20 protein-coding genes and 1 pseudogene are annotated in these 21789 nt (G+C 34.9%); 18 read left to right on the plus strand and 3 right to left on the minus strand.

Annotation, left to right across the window (positions count from 1 at the left end; translation table 11 throughout):
• Positions 1-292 precede the first annotated feature (292 nt).
• The 4 genes from AC5LWL_RS05100 (at position 293) to AC5LWL_RS05115 (ending at position 5672) form a co-directional block, all read left to right on the plus strand.
• The gene (locus AC5LWL_RS05100; protein ID WP_493433316.1) at positions 293-628 is read left to right on the plus strand and encodes an ArsR/SmtB family transcription factor; all 336 of its coding nucleotides are present in this window, start codon (positions 293-295) and stop codon (positions 626-628) included.
• Positions 629-889: 261 nt separating this feature from the next.
• On the plus strand, positions 890-3271 hold the full coding sequence (locus AC5LWL_RS05105) for a heavy metal translocating P-type ATPase (RefSeq protein WP_493433317.1): 2382 nt from the start codon (positions 890-892) through the stop codon (positions 3269-3271).
• A gap of 90 nt (positions 3272-3361) precedes the next feature.
• Entirely contained in the window at positions 3362-3793 is a 432-nt protein-coding gene (locus AC5LWL_RS05110) for a terpene synthase (protein ID WP_493433318.1), read from the plus strand.
• A 451-nt stretch (positions 3794-4244) separates the two neighbouring features.
• Complete coding sequence (locus AC5LWL_RS05115) at positions 4245-5672, plus strand: S41 family peptidase (protein WP_493436544.1); 1428 nt, start codon at positions 4245-4247, stop codon at positions 5670-5672.
• A 165-nt stretch (positions 5673-5837) separates the two neighbouring features.
• On the opposite strand, the gene AC5LWL_RS05120 is transcribed toward AC5LWL_RS05115, so the two are convergent.
• The gene (locus AC5LWL_RS05120) at positions 5838-6227 is read right to left on the minus strand and encodes a winged helix-turn-helix transcriptional regulator (protein WP_493433319.1); all 390 of its coding nucleotides are present in this window, start codon (positions 6225-6227) and stop codon (positions 5838-5840) included.
• A gap of 572 nt (positions 6228-6799) precedes the next feature.
• On the opposite strand from AC5LWL_RS05120, the gene AC5LWL_RS05125 reads away from it, so the two are divergent.
• The 10 genes and pseudogenes from AC5LWL_RS05125 (at position 6800) to zupT (ending at position 17619) form a co-directional block, all read left to right on the plus strand.
• On the plus strand, positions 6800-7996 hold the full coding sequence (locus AC5LWL_RS05125) for an MFS transporter (protein ID WP_493436545.1): 1197 nt from the start codon (positions 6800-6802) through the stop codon (positions 7994-7996).
• A 31-nt stretch (positions 7997-8027) separates the two neighbouring features.
• A complete protein-coding gene (locus AC5LWL_RS05130) occupies positions 8028-8762 on the plus strand; it encodes an aldo/keto reductase (RefSeq protein ID WP_493433320.1) in 735 nt (244 codons plus the stop codon).
• Positions 8763-8865: 103 nt separating this feature from the next.
• Complete coding sequence (locus AC5LWL_RS05135; RefSeq protein ID WP_493432582.1) at positions 8866-10206, plus strand: transposase family protein; 1341 nt, start codon at positions 8866-8868, stop codon at positions 10204-10206.
• Between the two features lie 183 nt (positions 10207-10389).
• Positions 10390-10524: pseudogene (locus AC5LWL_RS05140) on the plus strand (aldo/keto reductase); the annotation flags it as partial.
• A gap of 615 nt (positions 10525-11139) precedes the next feature.
• A complete protein-coding gene (locus tag AC5LWL_RS05145) occupies positions 11140-12009 on the plus strand; it encodes a 6-phosphofructokinase (RefSeq protein WP_493433321.1) in 870 nt (289 codons plus the stop codon).
• A gap of 363 nt (positions 12010-12372) precedes the next feature.
• The gene (locus AC5LWL_RS05150; RefSeq protein ID WP_493433322.1) at positions 12373-13236 is read left to right on the plus strand and encodes an SDR family oxidoreductase; all 864 of its coding nucleotides are present in this window, start codon (positions 12373-12375) and stop codon (positions 13234-13236) included.
• Between the two features lie 441 nt (positions 13237-13677).
• Positions 13678-14403, plus strand: a complete 726-nt coding sequence (locus AC5LWL_RS05155) for a hypothetical protein (RefSeq protein ID WP_493433323.1) — start codon at positions 13678-13680, stop codon at positions 14401-14403.
• A gap of 341 nt (positions 14404-14744) precedes the next feature.
• Complete coding sequence (locus AC5LWL_RS05160; protein WP_493433324.1) at positions 14745-15938, plus strand: PDZ domain-containing protein; 1194 nt, start codon at positions 14745-14747, stop codon at positions 15936-15938.
• Positions 15939-16389: 451 nt separating this feature from the next.
• Positions 16390-16596 (plus strand): hypothetical protein, encoded by a 207-nt coding sequence (locus AC5LWL_RS05165; protein WP_493433325.1) that lies wholly within the window; start codon positions 16390-16392, stop codon positions 16594-16596.
• Positions 16597-16806: 210 nt separating this feature from the next.
• Positions 16807-17619, plus strand: coding sequence for a zinc transporter ZupT (gene zupT / locus AC5LWL_RS05170; protein WP_493433326.1), 813 nt, complete (start codon positions 16807-16809; stop codon positions 17617-17619).
• A gap of 62 nt (positions 17620-17681) precedes the next feature.
• Here zupT and AC5LWL_RS05175 read toward each other — a convergent pair whose 3' ends face one another.
• Positions 17682-19148 carry an MFS transporter gene (locus AC5LWL_RS05175; protein WP_493433327.1) on the minus strand — a complete coding sequence of 489 codons (1467 nt, stop codon included), beginning with the start codon at positions 19146-19148 and terminating at the stop codon, positions 17682-17684.
• A 233-nt stretch (positions 19149-19381) separates the two neighbouring features.
• On the opposite strand from AC5LWL_RS05175, the gene AC5LWL_RS05180 reads away from it, so the two are divergent.
• Positions 19382-19762, plus strand: coding sequence for a MarR family winged helix-turn-helix transcriptional regulator (locus AC5LWL_RS05180; RefSeq protein ID WP_493433328.1), 381 nt, complete (start codon positions 19382-19384; stop codon positions 19760-19762).
• A 120-nt stretch (positions 19763-19882) separates the two neighbouring features.
• On the opposite strand, the gene AC5LWL_RS05185 is transcribed toward AC5LWL_RS05180, so the two are convergent.
• The gene (locus tag AC5LWL_RS05185) at positions 19883-20101 is read right to left on the minus strand and encodes a hypothetical protein (protein WP_493433329.1); all 219 of its coding nucleotides are present in this window, start codon (positions 20099-20101) and stop codon (positions 19883-19885) included.
• 295 nt (positions 20102-20396) lie between these two features.
• On the opposite strand from AC5LWL_RS05185, the gene AC5LWL_RS05190 reads away from it, so the two are divergent.
• From AC5LWL_RS05190 to AC5LWL_RS05200, 3 genes are read left to right on the plus strand one after another with little or no spacing between them, the layout of a single operon-like run.
• Positions 20397-20603, plus strand: a complete 207-nt coding sequence (locus AC5LWL_RS05190; RefSeq protein WP_493433330.1) for a DUF1657 domain-containing protein — start codon at positions 20397-20399, stop codon at positions 20601-20603.
• Between the two features lie 60 nt (positions 20604-20663).
• Positions 20664-20870, plus strand: a complete 207-nt coding sequence (locus AC5LWL_RS05195; RefSeq protein WP_493433331.1) for a DUF1657 domain-containing protein — start codon at positions 20664-20666, stop codon at positions 20868-20870.
• An 18-nt stretch (positions 20871-20888) separates the two neighbouring features.
• Entirely contained in the window at positions 20889-21749 is an 861-nt protein-coding gene (locus AC5LWL_RS05200) for a DUF421 domain-containing protein (RefSeq protein WP_493433332.1), read from the plus strand.
• The last annotated feature ends 40 nt before the right edge of the window (positions 21750-21789 follow it).

Consider the following 21789-nt stretch of genomic DNA (forward strand, 5'->3'; position numbering starts at 1 on the left):
ATGCCGACTGCTGTAGTTATTATTATCCTATTTTATTATTTATCAAACATCAAAACTGCTGATAGGATGGGGTTAGTTCTTTATTGCTTAAGGAGAGACTTCTCTATGTTATAATAGGCTATATTCTAGTTGATTGTTGATTTTTATAAGAAATAATGACAAAATAGCGGAGACTTTTGTGGAAAAATTGAGAGAAATAGACTTCAAGGAATTCAGTATGTTGATAACGATTAACATTATTATTGAACAAAGCCATTAAGAAAATGTTTGAAGCAGAGGGGAAAGTGGTAAGATGACAAGTTTTGAAAATAATGATCATCCAATAGATCATTCAAACAGCCAGTTGGATGAAGAGACTTTATTTATTGTTTCTCAAACATTTAAAGCACTATCTGATCCGACTAGAATTAGAATTCTTCATTTACTATCAGAAAAACCTCATTCTGTTAATGGAATTGCAGAAGGTTTGCAAATGCTGCAATCCACTGTTTCTCATCAATTAAGGTTTTTAAAGAACCTGCGTCTTGTTAAATATCGCCGAGAAGGAACAACGATGATTTATTCTTGTGATGATGAACATGTGATGGGAGTATTGAAGCAAATGATTGATCATGCAAGGCACCATTAAAATAAGGGAGAACGAAATTTTCTTCCCTTATTTTTGACAGAATGATGAAGAAGAATTCTTCCAATTATAAAAAAAACCAATATCCGTTGACAGTATGGAACATTCCTTCATATAATAAATATGTATATATGAATAATTGTGCATATATTAGTTTTTATAGTGTATTCCAAATAATATTATTTAAATAAATAATTTGGTGGAAATAAAAGAATCCTAATCGAATAACGTAATGGAAGATTTTATGGGGAAGAGGAGATTATTATGAATGAGGGGAAACAGCTGACAAAAAAAGAATATGTATTAGAAGGTCTTGATTGTGCTCATTGTGCAATGAAAATTGAAAAAGGAATTGCTTCTATTTCTGGTGTAGACAATTGTTCGGTGAATTTTGCTACTCAAACTTTATCGATGCACGTAAATAAGAAAGAAGTAGAGGAAATTGTATCAAATACCCAAAAAACGATTCTTAAATTAGAACCTCATATAAAAATAAAAGAAACAACAAAGCAACAGATTGCTAGTACTACCTTGTTGTTAGAAGGCTTAGATTGTGCCCATTGTGCGGGTAAAATAGAAAAAGAAGTATCGGATTTGAATGGTGTTTCCGAAGCTTCCGTTGATTTCGTATCAAAAAAACTGATAATAAAAGCACCAAGCAGCAAGCTTAATCACTTAGTAGAACAAGCAATAACTTCTATAAAGAGAATAGAGCCACAGGTAAAAGTGCAGCTTGCTAATCCAAAAGAACAGAATCACCATCATGACCATGGACATAGCCATGATCATGGCAGTGGCAATACGAAAAAAATGATTTTTCGTTTAGGGATTGGTTCAATTGTAGGTGCAATTGGATTGTTTGCGCCACTATCTGTTGTTACCGAGTTTTTTGTTTTTCTACTTGCTTATGTCATTATTGGTGGAGATATTGTTTTACGAGCGGTAAAGAATATTCTGCGCGGTCAATTGTTTGATGAACACTTTTTAATGGCGATTGCTACAATTGGTGCATTTGCAGTGAAACAATATCCAGAAGGCGTCGCGGTTATGTTGTTTTATCAAGTTGGAGAACTGTTTCAGGGAATTGCCGTTAATCGTTCACGCAAATCAATCAGCAGTTTAATGAATATACGTCCTGATTATGCAAATATCAAAATAGGGAACGAGCTGAAACAAATAGCACCAGAAGAAGTGAAAATTGGCGATATAATCATTGTTAAGCCTGGTGAAAAGGTGCCCTTAGATGGAAAAGTAATAGATGGAAATTCTATGGTAGACACTTCGGCACTGACGGGAGAGTCTCTGCCGAGAGAGATAGAAGCAAATAGTGAGGTATTAAGCGGATTTATTAATAAGAATGGTGTTTTAACAGTGGAAGTAATGAAGGAATTTGGCGAGTCGACTGTTTCAAAAATATTGGAGTTAGTTCAAAATGCAAGCAGCCGTAAAGCACCTACAGAAAACTTCATCACTAAATTTGCGCGATACTATACACCGGTTGTTGTTATTATAGCAGCTGTGCTAGCGGTTATTCCCCCATTATTTATAAGCAATGCTACATTTTCGGATTGGGTTTACCGTGCGTTGATCTTTTTAGTTATTTCTTGTCCATGTGCATTAGTTGTATCCATCCCACTTGGGTTTTTCGGTGGTATTGGTGCCGCATCTAAGAAAGGAATTCTTGTAAAAGGGAGCAACTATTTAGAGGCATTAAATGATGTAAAGTATGTTGTATTTGATAAAACAGGAACCTTAACAAAAGGAGTTTTTGAAGTAGCATCTATTCAGCCTGTTAGTGGATTTTTAAAAGAAGAAGTATTAAAAAATGCTGCATATGCAGAAATCCATTCGAACCACCCGATTGCTGTATCCATTCGTAAAGCATACAAGCAAGAAATCGATACAGAACTAGTCGAAGATTATAAGGAGATTGCAGGACACGGCATTCAAGTAACAGTAAATGGAAAACAAATTTTAGCAGGAAATTATAAATTAATGGAAAAAGAAAAGATTAATTTTAGCGTTAATAATGAGGTTGGAACAATTATCTATGTTGCTGTTGATCGAACATTTATTGGATCGATTGTTATTTCAGATCAAATAAAACAAGATTCTGCTGAAGCAATCAAGCTTTTAAAAGAGCTGGGCATGAAAAAGACCGTTATGCTAACAGGGGATAGCAAAGCGGTTGCAGAAAAAGTAGGCGAAGTGTTAGGGCTTGATGAAGTTCATGCAGAGTTGCTGCCACAAGATAAAGTAGAGCAGATAGAGAAATTGGATTGCATGAAAAACCGAAAAGAGAAGATTTTATTTGTTGGAGATGGCATAAATGATACGCCTGTATTAGCAAGAGCAGATGTAGGCATGGCGATGGGAGGTCTTGGTTCAGATGCAGCGATAGAAGCAGCAGATATTGTCATTATGACCGATGAACCATCTAAAATAGCAACAGCTGTGAAACTTGCAAAACGTACACGAAGTATTGTTTGGCAAAACATTGTATTTGCACTAGGAGTAAAAGGAGTATTTCTTTTATTAGGAGCATTTGGTATTGCAACAATGTGGGAAGCGGTATTTTCCGATGTAGGAGTAACATTGCTGGCTGTTCTGAATGCGATGCGTGTGCTGAGAGTGAAGGAAATATAAGAACAAATGAGAGAGGCGCTTCCATTGAAAAAGATGGAAGTCCTCTTTTTTAAAAGGTAAGAAAGTTTAATATTTGCATAGGAGGAAATTATGATATCACTCCATAGAATTATAAAATTGCGGGATTTAGAAATTTTTCATGTCTTAAAAAATGGAATAATTTTATCTTATGTAGTAATTGAAGATACTAGAAATCCATTTACAGAAGAAGATAAAAAACTAGAACCATTATGTTATATGGACGAAGAAGATATAAACAATATTTTAAATGTTTTTAGGATTTCATTAATTAATGATGAAAAATTAAATGAAGAAGATTCAATTCTTTTAAGATCATATTTTTCGGATTTTGTTAATAATACAAATTTAACAAATTTTGTTTTTAAGGAATATATTCAAGAAGATTTGTATGATAATGAAGTTAGTATAAAATCTATTAATAAAATTTTACATAATATAGGTTCAAATTATATTATTAAAGAATTTGATGAAAGAAATTGGATTTATTTATCTCAAGATTAAAATATAAACATATAGAAATTTCAAAAAGCTATAAACCTTTTTATATCAGGGATTATAGCTTTTTTTATTCTCCCTTGTTTTAAGATAGAGAATAGTAAGGGGGTGCGAGGGCTTCCCCAACAAGGAAATCGTTCGCAATATCTTAGACGATAAGTTTAAGATCACAATCTAGCGAATACGAATGGAACAACAACGCTGGTTTAGGTTATGCCATTTTAGGAGCATAAAAAATATTTTTCTCTCACCTCGCTTGCGCTTTTCTTATTTTTGAAGGAAAAAAATATGTGTTAAACGGAGAAGGAGGGTTCAGGACAAGTGATTCATGAAAGAACCAGAACGTCCACTCCCTCTCCTACTTCTTTAAAAAAATCATTTCATCATAACTTGTCCGGCATCATCATATAAATGAAGCAATGTGTGCTAGGAGTTTGATTGAGAAAGGACGATCATGATGAATCGAAAATGGCTTGTAGTTTGTATGACGGGATCGCTGCTTACAGGAGCGGGTGGAACCTATATTGGAATGAGTAGTTTTTATAAAGAAAAGCTAGAAGCGAATAGTTATACAAAGGATGGGGGACATACAGATTCATTAACAAAGGTGGAAACCGCTTATGACTTGATTTTTAACAATTATGTAGAAAAGGTGGACAAAAAGAAGCTGGAAGAAGGGGCTATTAAAGGCATGCTTTCTACATTAGATGATCCTTATTCTGTTTACATGGATAAAGACACAGCAAAGCAGTTTGACCAAGCATTAGATCCTTCCTTTGAAGGGATTGGTGCAGAGGTGAGCACAGAAGATGGAAAAATTGTGATTGTTGCACCAATAAAAGGCTCTCCGGCAGAAAAAGCAGGGGTAAAACCAAATGATGAAATTGTAAAAGTAGACGGGCAAAACGTAAAGGGAGAGGATTTGTATGAGGTAATTAAAAAAATCAGAGGAAAAAAAGGCTCTAAAGTGGAGTTGGAAATTGTTCGATCTGGTTTAGATAATCCTCTTACTATGTCGGTTGTGCGGGATGAAGTGCCACAAATAACCGTGTATTCTTCGATAAAAAGAGAGGGAGGAGAAAATATTGGCTATTTGCAGATCACCTCTTTTTCTGAAGAAACCGCTTCTGAGTTCGATAATGCAATGAAGGCATTAGAAAAAAAGGGGATTTCTGGTTTAGTTCTAGATGTCCGAGGCAATCCTGGTGGACTTCTTTCTAGTGTAAATAGTATTTTAGAAGAGTTTGTTACGGAACAAAAGCCGTATGTGCAAATTGAACATCGGGATGGACAAAAAGAAACATATTACTCGCATTTAAAAACTAAAAAAGACTATCCAGTTGTCGTGCTTGTAGATAAAGGAAGTGCATCGGCTTCTGAAATTTTAGCAGGTGCTTTAAAAGAAGCAGCAAATTATACATTAATCGGTGAAAAAACATTTGGCAAAGGGACCGTTCAACAAGCTGTTCCAATGGATGATGGCAGCAAAATAAAATTAACCTTATTTAAATGGCTGACACCAGATGGAAATTGGATTCATAAAAAAGGAATAGAGCCAAATTTAGAAGTAGAGCAGACGGAGCTCTATCAAACACATCCATTACAAATAAAAGAAACATTAAAAGTAGAAAATAATGATGAACAAGTAAAATACGCACAGGAGATATTAACGAGCTTAGGCTACAGAACAGACAGAGAAGACGGCTATTACAGCACCCAAACGGAAACAGCAGTAAGAGCTTTTCAGCATCAAAATGGCCTGCAGGCAACAGGCATGATTGATACACAAACTGCTGCGAAAATGCAGGAAGAAGTTCGGTCAGAGATGAAAAAAGAAGAAAATGATATACAGCTGCAAACAGCACTGCGGTATATTGTGAAGTGAAAATAATGATCAAATAGTAATTTAATGGTGGAAATGTTATTGTAACTTTGAGTAATTTCAACTGAAGTTTTATTGACCAAATTTCTTAAACTTTATTCTTTATTGTTTCATTTTTCTATAGGAAAGAACCACCAAGAAGGAATCTCTCCTGGTGGTTCTTTCCTTTTATTGATTCAAAATGCTATCCTCTAGCATTAATTTTTCATCGCCATATACCCTTGTAATATGTGTTTTTCCCCAATTGCATAATGCGTCTAGAATACTTTCTAAGCTTTTTCCGTATTCGCTTAATTCATATTCGACTTTTGGAGGGATTTGCTGGTAGATAATGCGGTTGATAACGCCGTCTTCTTCTAGTTCACGAAGCTGCTGTGTCAGCATTTTTTGTGTAATGTTTGGCATCAGTCGTTTTAACTCACTCGTCCGTTTTTTTCCATGAGTCAAATGACAAAGGATGACACATTTCCATTTCCCGCCGATCACCTCAAGCGTTGCTTCTACCGAAATATTGTATTTTTTATTTTGATTTTCCGCTTTTTTAACCGACATGTCCATAACCATTTCCTTTCATTGTAATTATTAGACAATCATGCAAATGAAAATTCGCACTATGAAGACTGAAGATAGGCAGTTTTCCGTTTAAAGGTAAGAAAGTATAAAGTTTTTCAAACTAGATTAGTGTCTAGCTCCAGCGCCTAGCCCCTGTGAAAGATAACCTCCTGCCTCTAAAAGTAAAGAACACTTTTTGAGTCAGGAGAACATTTTTCTTCGGGGCTGAGCAAGGGCGCTTGCGCTTTTCTTATGTTTGATGCACAGATCAGGTTGAATACACGAAGACTCCTGCGGAAAGTGAAGTGTATTCAATTTGCGGACTCTATTCAGAATAGCTAATAAAAATTGAACTTCCTTCAAAATAGGAAAGGAGATTTGTTTGCGAATGTATAGGCACTAAAAAGTACCTATATACCTTTTTAGTTCCTACATTACTTGAAAGTGCGTACTTTTTTTATTTGTCTATATGATTCATAATAACACTTGCCGGCAGAATTGCAATTTAAATTTATTTTTCGATAACATTCGGTCACTTGTGAGAATGTATATAGTTTTTTTATAAAAGAGAGGAGGATATTATGGCTTTAAATAAAAGTAGCATCTTAGCATTATTGGCTTTAGCAATAAGTGCTTTTGCAATAGGCACAACTGAATTTATCAGCGTTGGATTGCTGCCGCTCATTTCAGATGATCTAGGTATATCCATTACAACGGCTGGTCTTACTGTATCTATCTATGCATTAGGCGTTACGGTAGGTGCACCAGTCCTCACTTCTTTAACATCTAATATGCAAAGGAAATCATTGCTGCTTTGGATTATGGTTATTTTTATCCTTGGTAATAGTATTGCTGCAATGGCTACAAATATAACTGTTTTGCTTATTGCACGAATTATTTCGGCATTTGCTCATGGAGTGTTTATGTCTATTGGTTCTACTATTGCGGCAGATGTTGTGCCAAAGGATAAAAGAGCAACTGCTATTTCTATTATGTTTACTGGATTAACGGTTGCAACGGTAACAGGAGTTCCTTTAGGGACATTTCTTGGTCAGCAATATGGCTGGAGACTTGCCTTTATTGCGATTGTAATCATTGGTATTATTGCCTTTATTGCCAATAGCATTCTAGTTCCATCTAATTTGCAAAAGGGCAGCAAGGTAACTTTTAGCGATCAAATCAAACTCGTGCGAAACGGCCGTTTATTGCTAATGTTTATCATCACGGCGTTAGGTTATGGCGGTACATTTGTTGTCTTTACGTATTTATCACCGCTACTTCATGAGATAACAGGCTTTAAAGAAGGAACGGTTGCAGTCATATTGCTTGTATATGGAATAGCGATTGCGATTGGCAATATGATTGGCGGAAAACTTTCAAATAAAAACCCATTGCTGGCATTGTTCTATATGTTCCTTATTCAAGCAATTGTGTTATTTATTTTATTGGCGACCATTCCATTTAAAGTAGCCGGGCTTATCACAATATTCTTTATGGGATTATTAGCTTTTATGAATGTTCCAGGCTTGCAGGTGTATGTCGTTATACTTGCAGAACGTTTTGTACCAACTGCAGTAAATGTGGCATCGGCAATTAATATTGCAGCATTTAATGCTGGCATCGCAATTGGTGCTTATTTAGGAGGAATCGTTACAGATCAGCTTGGAATAATCCATACTACATGGGTTGGCGGAATAATGGTTGTATTAGCCGTTATTTTGACAGGTTATAGTTTAATGCTAGAAAAAAGAACTCCACAAAAGGAAGAATACTAATCCAAAACGAATAGAAAAGAGGAAAAATGAGATGACAAACTTACAATCAACGGTTGCATTAACAAATGGAGTAAAAATGCCTTGGTTAGGTTTAGGCGTATTTAAAGTAGAAGATGGGGAAACAACAACTTATTCTGTGTCTACTGCAATAAAAAATGGCTATAGAAGCATTGATACTGCAGCTATTTATGATAATGAAACTGGTGTTGGTAAAGGGATTGCAGAAGGAATTGCAGCTGCTGGCATTAAAAGAGAAGATTTATTTATTACATCAAAGGTTTGGAATGATGATTTAGGATATGAAGAAACTTTAAAAGCATTTGATGTAAGCTTAGAAAAATTAGGATTAGATTATTTAGATCTATATCTGATTCATTGGCCAAAAGAAGGAAAATATAAAGATGCGTGGAAAGCAATGGAAACATTATATAAAGCGGGAAAAATAAAAGCAATTGGTGTAAGTAACTTTCAAATTCATCATTTAGAAGATTTGATAAAAGACGCGGAAATTAAACCGATGATTAATCAAGTGGAGTTACATCCACGATTAACACAAAAAGAACTTATAAGCTTCTGTCAAAAACATGATATACAAGTAGAAGCATGGTCTCCATTAATGCAAGGTCAGTTATTGGATAATGAAGACTTACAAAAAATTGCTGAGAAATATAATAAATCAGTTGCACAAGTTATCATTCGCTGGGATCTGCAAAATAATATTATTACAATTCCGAAATCAATTAAGGAACACAGAATTCAGCTCTGAAGAGTAAAAGTTTTTCGAGATAATTCCACCTAACACTCGCCAAATATAGGATAATTAGGATATACAAAACCCTATTATATTGATATTTGGGAGGATTTTTTTTATGATAACTAGAAAAGACAAACGTGATAAAGAAAAAGGGATAAACTTTTTATTCGAGTTTCTGAAAACGCAGAAACACTTTTTTAAAGATTTTAATAAGTTGCTTAAAAAAGTAAAGGATCCAAGACACCAGGGCTATACCATTTATGACCCAGAAGTCCTTTTGATGATGGTTATTTTAAAAAACACCTGTAATCTAAAAAGCATGCGTGAAATGACGAATGAATTCAACAAGGACGAGTGCATTGAAAATATAGGAAAAATTTTAGGGATTGAACATTTGGAAGAATTACCCCACTATGACACAATCAATAATTTTCTTTCTCGGTTGAAACCAGCAGAACTTGAACATATCCGAACGTACATGATCAAAGAATTATTGAAAAAGAGGTGCTTTGATTCTTATCGGATTGAGGGGAAATATTGGGGCGTTATCATTGATGGTACAGGCATTTTCACGTTTAATGAAAAGCATTGTGACCACTGCTTGAGACGAAATTACAAGGAAAAGGATAAGGAAACGGGTGAAGAAAAAACAAAGACCATCTATATGCATCACGTCCTAGAAGCTAAATTGGTTGTTGGAGATATGGTGCTGAGTGTTGACTCAGAATTTATTGAAAATGAATCGGAAGACGTGGAGAAACAAGATTGTGAACTAAATGCTTTTTATCGATTGGCTACAAGACTTAAAGACACATTCAAACGGCTGCCCATCTGTATCATTGCCGATAGTCTTTATGCGTGTGAAAAGGTCTTTAACCAATGCAAGAAATATAAGTGGAACTATTTATTTCGATTCAAGGAAGATCGCATCAAAAGTATTGCCAGTGAGTTTCAGGTATTAAAAAATATGGAAGACAATGTCTTGAATATAAATGAAGATAGCCAACAAGGAAGAATTACTTGGGTGAACGGAATTGTTTATAGGGAACATCAACAAAGTGTGCTGGAATACGAAATGGAGACGAAAAAGGGAAAACAAAAGTTTCTTTTCCTTACCAACATAAAAATCACAAAAAAGAATGCCAAAAGGCTCGTTAACACTGGACGAAGCCGTTGGAAAATAGAAAACGAGGGATTTAACAGACAAAAAAACCTACGCTATCACATTCAACACGCAAGCAGTAAAAATTACAATGCCATGAAAAATCATTATTTATTGGCCCAGATTACAGAAATCATAATGGTGCTTCATGAGCAAGGGTCGAAAGCATTGAAGCGCGTCAAAAAAACGGTAAAAGAAATATCCTCGCGACTGTTAGAAGCCTTGCGCGGGCAAACACTAACAAACGAGGATATAGTACAACTGGGAAAACCAATGCAAATTAGATTTACCTAGTGCCATAATTATAACAAAAGGATGTGGTGTTGGGAAAGAGAAAAGTAGTTATCCACAATTTCACAATGGAAATGACGAAATTGGCTTGTCTTTTTTGGTAAAAAGGACGAAAATGACAATGGTAAATTTTTACATGTGAATAAGTTACTTTAACATCTTTCACATTTTTTTATCAAAGTTTACTCCTCGGAGCTGCACAGAATTATTGAAAATGGCAATGTCTTTGATTTTGTGTTAACAAAGGAAGAAATAGAATTGATTGATTCACTGAATCAAGATACAAGAGTAGGGCCAGATCCAGATAACTTCGATTTTTAATAGGATAAATAGATTTAATGATGCTGAAAAGAAGTTCTCTCGATGAGTCCGCAGTCAGAATACACTTCGCTTTCCTGTGGGTGAGTGCCGAGCCTCCTCGCTGTGCTGTGGGGTCTCGTCTTTCTCACATTCCCACGGGAGTCTTCGTGTGTTCTGACTGCTCTATGCTAGTTATATTAGACTATAAAATAAAGCGGGTATCTGCTTCTTTTCATGTACCATGGTACGAATTTTATTAGTGTAGGTGTCGACCCAAGGAGAAAAATATTTCTTCTTGGGTTATTTTTTTTGTTTTTGTATAGAGTGTTAATGTGAGATTCGCAGTTGAATTGTTTCCACTGTAAAGCGTTGATCTGGTTAGTAGGACTGGTCTCTATGAATCATATTTCAGTTGGAGTTTATGTGTTTTTCCCTTGTTTTGATCTGTGAATAAGGTTTATTTTATTACGGTCTTTTTTTAAGCTATTTTATAAAGAGTTGATGTTTACTAAGAATGTTACTGGGAAGGGGAAAGTTTGTTAGGGAGAAAGTAACTCAAGATAATACCTATTTTGAGAACTTTACTATATAATATTTTTAGAATAAACATGAGATAATAAATAGGAGGTAGCTAATTTGAAAGTTGGCGTTATCGTATTAGGGATTTTTCCAGCAGGAGTAAAACAAATTATTTATAAGCTTTATAATGAATTATCACCGAAGCATCAATTGATTGGGCTGGAGATAGGGAAAGATGAAAAGGTTCTTTATCAGGAATTAAAACCAACCAGTGATTCTCCTTATCTAGGTAACTCGATGTTGAAATTATCTGTAACGAACCATATAGCTAATTGGGAAGAAATTTTTGCAGGAATGGATGTTGCAATTATTGTTGGAAATCAACAAGCAAAAGCAGAATGGGAAAAAGAATTGGCAGCTAGCAAAAAAGTCCGATCTTTATTTGTACCAGTTTCTATACATAATAATATAGAAGATTCCGAATGGTCATTAGGCTACGATACAGCACTTAACAGTATTACTCAAAATATATTAAAGGTACAAGATACGATTCATTCTTTAAAATATGACAAACCAAGATTGTTTGGTTTTTCGATAGAAGGACAGCCTCCAACTCATATGCTGAAAGATATTTCGATAGCGGTTGATGGATATTATGTAGCAAATGAATATAAAGCAGATGAAATCATGCAGTTGAATGATGCTATCTCTAAATCCTTTAATAGTTCGAATACTTCCAATGTTTTGATTTATAATGTGTCATTAGCAAATGTCGTGGAAAATGAAGTGGTTAGCAAAGTAGATGCTGATTGGAAATATGCAGAAATTGATGAAGCATTATGCATGGGGACAAATCCAACTGCCATTGACCGGATAATAGCAAATCAATTAGCGGAAGGCATTTTGCAGTGGACTGCCAATGACCAACAAACAGGCGAATTGACTGTGCAAAAAGATGGCGTTATCTTTAAAAGTACGAAAGCTTGAACAAATGCACAGAGTGAAAAACAAAATATAACCTAAAACTGCCAGACCATCCCTAATTTTTGAGGAGGTCTGGTTTTTTTACTATTGATAAGAGATACGTTGCTTTTGGATGAATGCTGTCCATCATCTCAATATGAATCAAAAACCAACAAAAAATAAATTAATTATCACCACCAGTATGTATTTCTACTGTAAAGATTCTTCGTGTTTTATAAAAATATAAGAATTTAGGCAAAGGTTTTCATTGTTGTTGTCATCGTAAAAAGTATCTTTCCCTATTGTTTTTCCCTGAAAGAAGTATGTTTAACAAATGCTTATCCGGGAACAGGTTCCATATAATTAAAATGGAAGGGAGTTTTACTTATGACAGAAAAAAGACCAACGTCACAACCACCACAAACACAAAACCAACAACCAGGCATTGAATCGGAAATGATGCCAAATCCTCATTTTGCTAATAATCTAGCAGGTGTTTCACATAAACTGAAAGGAAAAGTAGCACTCGTAACAGGAGGAGACAGCGGAATCGGAAGAGCTGTATCTATTGCATTTGCCAAAGAAGGAGCAGATGTAGCGATTAACTATTTAAATGAGCATGATGACGCGGAAAAAACGAAGAAGTTTGTAGAAGAAGCAGGAGGAAAGTGCGTTCTAATTCCAGGAGATGTTGGAAATAAAGCGTTTTGTCAGGAGCTTGTCGATCAAACTGTTCAAGAATTAGGAGCATTGGATATTCTTGTTAATAATGCAGCAGAACAGCATCCAAAGAATAGTATAAAAGAAATTAGTGAAGAGCAATTGGAACGTACATATCGTACGAATATTTTTTCTATGTTCTTTATGACACAAGCAGCATTAGATCATATGAAGCCAGGAAGCTCCATTATTAATACAACATCGGTTGCAGCTTATAAAGGAAATCCACAGATTATTGATTATTCTTCTACAAAAGGTGCGATTACGACATTTACCCGTGCTTTATCAGGGTCATTAGCAGATCAAGGAATTAGAGTAAATGGAGTTGCCCCAGGTGAAATCTGGACACCACTTATTCCAGCAACCTTTACGGAAGAAATGGTAGAAAATTTTGGTCAAACAGTGCCAATGAAACGAGCAGGTCAACCAGAAGAGCTTGCACCAAGTTATGTATTTTTAGCTTCTGATGATGCATCTTATGTAACGGGACAAGTTTTCCATATTAATGGCGGAATGATTATTAATGGATAAATCGAGGGCTTGTTATCCATGAATATTAAATGAATGTTCATGAGACTCCTGATTAAAAAATGAACTGACAAGATTCTCTACAACGAGGAACCTTGTCAGTTCGTATGTAAGAAGCAAGTGATAAAATACAGAAAACATGGGCTTACTATTTGGAGGGGCGACACCCGTGAAAAGAAGCAGATTTCTATGTTGTTTTATTATCTCTAGCAGCCTGAATATACGAAGATTCCCCCGTGAATGCACGAAAGACGAGACTCCAACCATAGTGCATGCGACGAGAAAAATCGACGCTCGCCCGCAAAGTCTTATGCAGGCTGTGAATGGTTTGAGAACACCTATTTTCGGTAAACATCCAGATGTGCTAAAGGCATCGAGATGATTGCAAATGTCTCCTTTCTCTTGTTATAAAAAATTAATTTCCATAAATAAGAGGTGGTCTCGATGTTAGTCCTTAGTTTTTTCCTTGCATTAACAATTGTTATTGTCCACTTATTGTCCACTAATTTTCGTTTTTTGTCCCATGTTCCGAGAAGTAAATATCTATCCTTTTTTGCAGGGATTTCTGTTGCTTTTGTTTTTGTTGAAGTGCTTCCAAATTTAAATAAACATCAACAAAATATAGAAATGGCTAGCCAGTTTAAATGGATTTCTTTATTTCAAAACCATGCGTACCTAGTTGCAATGATTGGTTTTTCCGTATTTTACGGATTGCAGAGACTATTGATTTTTTATAAAAAAGGGAGAAATAGTGAATATGTAACAGTAAGGGTTTTTTGGATCCACATTGCTTCCTACTTTATATATAATGGATTGATTGGCTATATATTGCATGATGAAGACTTTGGTACGGTAAAAGGAATGTTATTTTATTTTTTTGCTGTATTGGTGCATATTATTTCCAATGATCGTGGCCTTCGGGATACTCATAAACATACATACGATAAAATTGGAAGAAAGCTGCTTTCCAGTGCGGTTATGATTGGCTGGTTTGCAGGAGGAATAATAGAAATATCTCAACCTGCATTATCTACTGTTTTTGCCTTTCTTTCAGGGGGAATGATTATTAATGCAATGAAGGAAGAATTGCCAAAAGAAAACCAAAGTAGTTTTGTAACCTTTACTATAGGATGTATTTTATATACCGCCCTATTGCTTGCTTCTGAATAAAAGATAAAGTACTTAACATCTAATTTAAAGTAGGTGTGAACAGGGAAGATAAATTTAACTATTTTTACTATATCTTTTATATCTTTGCAGAAAAAGTAAGACACAGACTTTCTATTAAAGACTTTGTAGAATATAATAGAATAATAGAATGAACATCCTTCCATCTGTATCTTAAATTGATCGGTGCATTTCATTTAGAATAAACAATGCATAGAAACGTTTATTCATGAAATGGTTGTTTATTGAAGGTGTTTTTTATTTGCAATATTATACCTCTTTTTAAAAGAATAAACATAAAAAGTTTTTTTATTTAAAGTCTTCGTAAAAGGTAGGTGTCCTAAATGGGGCAAGAGTGGCTGTTTGAATTTTTAAAAGGAACCAGTAAGTTTTTTCTAAATCCAATTTTATATTTTTCGCTTTTATTGGCTGCATATATAGGGGTTACGAGAGTGAAAAAAGAACGAAAGTATTTTTCCGTTCGTGCTCAAAATGCTTATTTTGAACTGAAGCAATTATTGCCAATAGGGCTGATAATAGGATTATGTTTATCCGTTTTATCTGTTTTAGTTGTACTTGTTGTTCCAATGGAGTTAGTTATTTATGTAAGCTTCATAGCTATTTTGGGCAGTTTACTTTTTAAAACAAGATTGCTTTCACCTGTATATACAGTTGGCTTTGGAATACTATTAAGTATCATTTCTTTATATCAAAAATGGGATTTCTTCTTATTTTCGCAAAGTAATATAGACAGAGAAACGTATATTTTTCCAACAGCTATTATTCTTTTAGGTTTTTTACTCGTTGCGGAAGGAATCTTAATTCAAAAGAACGGTGTAAAAGGAACTTCTCCCCGCTTGAAAAAAAGCAAAAGGGGTCAGTCTATTGGTGTACATATTTCAGAACGAGTTTGGCTAGTGCCACTATTCCTTTTTATTCCACACGGAGTTCTCTCTATTCCAATTGAAGGATGGCCGGCATTTACAGTAGGAAACCAAACGTATTCCCTTATTTTAGTACCGTTTTTAATAGGATTTAAACAGGAAATAGTTGGCATGCATCCAGCTTTTGCGGTAAAAGCGGTTGGCAAGCATATTGTAGGATTAGGAATTATTATTACTTTAAGCGCTGTTGCAGCATATTTCTTGCCAGTTGCAGCTATTGCCAGTGTTTTGGTAGCTATGATAGGTCGTGAATGGATTTCTAAAAGACAAAAAACGAAAGAAAAAAATGAAACCATTTATTTTTCACGAAAAAATAATGGGGTAATGATTTTAGGAATTGTTCCAGATTCGCCTGCAGATAAAATGGAGCTAAAGGTGGGCGAATTAATAACAAAAGTAAATAATATTTTGGTTCATGACAAATGGGAGCTATATAAAGCATTGCAGCGGAACTCTGCACACTGCAAGCTGGAAGTGCTTGATATACACGGAGAAGTCCGTTTCGTACAGCGGGCATTATATGAAGGCGATCATCATGAACTCGGGTTGCTGTTAATTCAAGAGAAGCAATTTAAAGGAAATGCAGCAGTGTGATGGAATAAATGCTACCAAACTTACTCGCGCTTTAGTTGAATGAAAAGCCTTGCTATCTACTCGATGATGAGATGGATAGCAAGGCTTTTATTATAGAAAAAAGCCTGAAATTTGGATTATACCAAAGATACGGATGGTATCAATGCGTAGACATATTCAACAAAACGCGGATGAAAAGAAGCAGGTTTCTTAAGTTTATAAGCAGGGAGCAGTCGACTTCTGTGGGAATTGCGAGATAGGCGAGACCTTGAAGGAGCATGCGCCGAGGAGGCTCAAGCGTAGCCCCACGGAAAGTGACGTGTATTCAGACTGCGGACTATTTGAGAGAGCTAAACCCTATTTTCAGGGTAGAGCAATACAATTGATTAGTAGGTTAAGAAAAGATGAAAAGTAACATGAGACAATCTTTAACAGTCATATAGTAAAGAAAAAATAATTAAGGTGGGAGTAAATGACGATATATGAAAATAACCAAGCTTGTTTTGTCGTTTTCATACCATTTGCCACAATCAAACGATTTTTTATCATGGATATGGTAATCGGAACTGTCGCATTTTATTTTTTTAAAATAATGTGTAATCATATTCTTTTGGACAGCATTGCATCAATGGCTGTTACCGAGACAATGAAAAGAATTCAGAAACACCTCTTTAAATAATGTATACTAGTAGTGGTTGTTCAAAAAGTCCGATAAAAAAGGCACATCGAATTTCTTCGTTGACTTCGTTTTCGTTTCACACGTTGCTTACAGGATCTTCAACTAAAAACGCTCACATCCTTTTTATCCTATTTTAGAACACGGACTAGTAGCTATTTACTTATCGAATATTCATGTCACACATAGAAAAATACAGTAAGGGGGATAAAGATGCATGAAAATTTAATATTAGCTTTTGGATTAACCTTATTTGCTGGTCTTGCTACAGGAATTGGCAGCATGTTGTCCTTTTTTACCTCTACAACCAATACGAAATTTTTATCATGGATGCTTGGATTTTCTGCTGGGGTGATGATTTATGTATCCATGATTGAAATATTTTTCAAAGCAAAAGTCGCGCTTGTAGATGCTTTAGGTAATCAATTAGGAAATTGGTTAACAGTAGGAGGTTTTTTCGCTGGAATTTTAATTATTGCACTTATTGATCGGTTTGTTCCAGAACAAGGGAATCCCCATGAACCAAAAAAAGTGGAGGATATTAATTCATTAAATGTTGTGGAAAAAAAAGATCAATCGCTCCTGAAAATGGGGACGTTTACAGCATTAGCGATAGCGATTCATAATTTTCCAGAAGGAATTGCCACATTTACAGCAGCATTGGAAGATCCAGGGCTTGGGATAGCGATAGCAGTAGCCATTGCTATTCACAATATTCCAGAGGGAATTGCCGTTGCCGTGCCAATTTATTTTGCAACGGGGGATCGGAAAAAAGCGTTCAAGTTATCCTTTTTATCAGGACTGGCAGAACCGGTTGGAGCAATAATTGCTTTTCTGATTTTAATGCCATTTTTGAATGATGTGATGTTTGGCTTGATTTTTGCAGCAGTTGCAGGAATCATGGTGTTTATATCATTGGATGAATTATTGCCTGCAGCAAAAAAATATGATGAAGGCCATTTATCTATTTATGGATTGATTGCTGGCATGGCTGTTATGGCAGTAAGCTTATTATTGTTTATATAAAATAGAAAAAAGATGAATGAAAAAAGAAAATAGTCTCTTTTTCGTTCATCTTTTTTTATGCCTTAAGACGCTCTTGACTCCTGTTTCCTTGCTGTTTTTTTGGAAGCAAATAACCTCCAGCCTGTCATAAAGGCACCTACTAAACAAAGCATAGTCGAGCCAATAAAAACAACATGCATCCCTTTTAAAAAGATATCAGGTCTGTTTGGTATGAGTGCCGTTACCCTGTAGCCAGCCTGCATGCTCATAACAGAAAACAAAATACTTGTCGCTAAAGAAATTCCGACGATCATACCTAAATTTCTGACAAGGGAATTAATACTGCCTGCAATGCCTAATTGCTTTTTAGAAACGGTAGACATTACTAATGAATTGTTTGGCGATTGAAATAAACCGGAGCTCGCTCCAAGCAGGATAATCCATAAAGCTACGGTTGTAAGAGAACTTTCTTCATGTAGATACGTTAAGCCAATTTGCGCTGCAACCATTAATAATAGACCGGCAAATGTAATGATTTGTCCGCCGATTTTATCGGAAAGACTTCCGCTTAAGGGCGCAACAACTGCCATGGTAATCGGGAAAAGCATAAGAAGATACCCAGCATGTAATGGAGATAGCCCCAAAATACTTTGTGTATAAAACGGTGCTAAAATATTAAAACAGAAATTAGCAACAAATACTAAAAATCCACAAACAATACTAATGGAAAACAAGGAGTTTTTAAAGATAGATAAATGAAGCATTGGACTTTTCGACTTTGATTCAATAAGGAAGAAAAGAATCAAGGTAAGTGCTCCCAAACCAAATGAAACAAGGATGAATATATTGCTATACCCCTTTTGCTGCCCTAATAATAGGCCTGTGAAAAGGAATAGAATCGATAAAGCAAATAAAAGGCTGCCTGGAATATCGATGGCTGCATTTGTTTTTGTTGTATCTTTCGGCAATAAATTCCAAGCAAGAGTAATCGCCAAAATGCCGATAGGAATGTTTATCCAAAAAATATATTCCCAGCCAAGACTAGAAAGAATCACGCCACCGAGACTCGGGCCAGCAATACTGCCTAATGATACAAATGTGCCGATGAGCCCTAATGCTTTTCCACGTTCTTTTGGAGGAAAGATTTCAGTGACAATGCCTTGGCTATTTGCCATCGTCATGGATGCACCAACTGCTTGAATAACACGGGAAATAATTAAAAAAGATAAAGAGGTGCTAAACCCACAAAGGAAGGAACCAATAATAAAAATAATCGAACCATATTTAAAGATTTTTATCTTTCCTACTGTATCTCCTAGCTTTCCGAAGAAAAGAATAGCGGCACAAATCGTCATTAAATAACTGCTGACAATCCATTCTGCCTTTGCAAAAGGAAGATGCAATTCATGTGACATGGTAGGCAATGCAATATTGACGATGCTTGCATCTAATGTCGCCATAAAGGTAAATAAGTTGAGAATTATTAAAATAATCCAGCGTTTATTATGCACAGATTGCTCATTTAATGGAGCTTTGTATTTCGTACGCAAATGGTTCACCTCCTTATCATAATGTTCACTATACCGGCAATTATGTCATCCTGAGAATATTCGGATAGTATTTTTTTATTAGAAGATCGTTGCATATGCAACTATTCGTATTCATTGTAAAATAAAATAGTTGCGTATGCAACCAATTTATTTTATTCTACATAAGGTAGAAATATACTTACAGCAATGAGGTGATGAAATTGAAGGACATGCCATTAGGGAGATTAGTATCATTGATTCATCGACAAAATCAGAAATTCCTTTCCAAAGAGTTTAAAACATATCGAATTGGAAATGGAGGACAATACGCATTTCTAAAAACAATTATTTTACAGCCAGGAATAAATCAAGATGAGTTAAGTTCCTTCTTAAAATTTGATAAAGGAACGACTGCTAGAGCAGTAAAGCAATTGGTGGAGGCTGGATATATAAAGAAGACAATTGACCAAAAAGACAGACGTTCCAATAATCTTTTTCCTACAGAAAAGGCGATTGAAGTTTATCCAGCGATACAAGCCATTTTGCAAAAATTAAATGAAGAAGTGACCAAAAACTTATCAGCCGAAGAAGAAGAACAGTTAATTCATTTGCTGCAGAAAATATATGTAAAATAAAATATTCTCCATAAAAAGGAGAGTTATCTGTAACCATAATGATCAGAAAAATACGCTATTGTCGAAATTGTATGCATTCTGAGCTTGTCCAGCCTGAAAATAAGTAATATAAGGGATTTTTTACAGAAGGTGTTTTTGGTCATTCGAACATTCTTGATTTAATATCTCTAATTCTAGTTTCATTTTTTCTGTTTCCAATAAGAAGTTCTCATGCTTCCTTTTTTCCAGTTCTATTTGATCCTTCAACATCGTTTGTTTTAACTTAGTTTGTTTATGTAAATGGTCTGTTAAAATGCTAATAACAATAGGCACCATTACCAGAGCAGTAACTGTTATCATGTCAATTCCTCCTATATCTTTACGATGGATTGGATAGTGGTAGATGTTTGGCTCCGTACGATTCTGATTATTAATACGTAAAATAGGTAGTAATAGTTTCAATTGTTTTTATAAACATATGCGGAACTGTAAAGAAACACATTTTTTTGTAAGCGGTAACAATAGCTGTAATTTTTTATATATGGTTTATATTTGGTGAATTAGAAAAAGTTCCTAAAAATTTTTTTGAATAAGTAAAGCATGAAAAGAAAAGATAAAGGAGTAGCGAAAATACAACTAACAGGAGGAGAAAATAATGACTGTAATTAATAATGTCAAACAAACTGTTGCTGGGTTGAAAAGTGCACAGGCAAGTTTAGAAACCTTTGCCTTAGCTACAGATAATCAAACTGCAAAGCAGCTTTATCAAAATGCAGCACAACAAACACAGCAAGTTATCGATACTTTAAATCCACGAGTACAAGAAATTGAACAAGAAGAACCACAATATTCACAACAATAACAGTTATCTAGGTATGATTGGTTTCATTGCCAATCATACCTAACGAAAAGGAGATTGCTTATGACTGTAGCATCAAATGTTAAACAAACATTAGCAAGCTTAAAAGGCATTGAATCACAGCTATCCACCTTTGCTATTCATTCTATGGAGGAAGAAGCACAAAAAAACTTTCATGAAGCAATGGTATTAGTTGGTGAAATAAAAAATGATATTCAATTAAGAGTATATGCATTGGAAAGAGAAGAAAACGAATATAGTTCATCTTAATAAAAGGGAGTTGAGAAGATGATAACAGGTTTAGAAGTAGTATTCCGCGCATTTTTATTTGTCATCATTCTTTTTATAACAGCGAAACTATTAGGGAAAAAGCATATATCACAGCTATCATTGTTTGAGTACATAGCAGGAATCACACTTGGTGATATTGCTGGGGAAGTTATTTTAAGTAAAGAAACTAAAATTGTCCATGGTCTATTAGGGATATTTGTATTTGGTATTGTTTCTTATTTAGCAGATGTAATTTCATTAAAAAGTAAAACGTTGAGAAATGTTATTGAGGGTACTGGAACGGTTTTGGTGGAAAATGGAAAACTATTAGAAGAAAATTTGAAAAAAGAAAAATATACAATTGATGATTTCTTTACCCTTTTGAGACAAAAAAATGTATTTAGTTTGTCAGAAGTGGAATATGCTGTGCTTGAACCAAAAGGTATGTTAAGCGTCATGTTGAAGAAAGAAAATCGTCCGCTGACACCTAAAGACGTAAAAATGCAAATGCCCAATGAAAAGGTGCCACAAACGATTATCATGGATGGAAAAATTTTGTTTGAACCGTTGAGTAAGGCGGGGAAAACAATGGATTGGTTAGAAATAGAGTTAAACAAACTAAACATCACACTTGAAAATGTTTTTTTAGGACAAGTGAATTCATATGGTGAATTATCCGTTGATATTTTTGATGATCAAATAAAATTGGCAACACCACAAGAACGTCCACTGCTACTCGCAACGATAAAAAAAATACAGGCTGATTTAGAAACTTACGCTTTGCAAACGGAAAATATAAAGGCAAAGGAAATGTATGCAAAAAACGCGGAGAAAATGGTGGAAGTAGAAAGATCTGTTAAAGTATATTTAGAAAATTAGGGGATAAAGAAAGCGCAGATGCCCTTGCTTGTTCGGTTTC

This window comes from Niallia sp. WK069_GA_01, assembly GCF_983173855.1.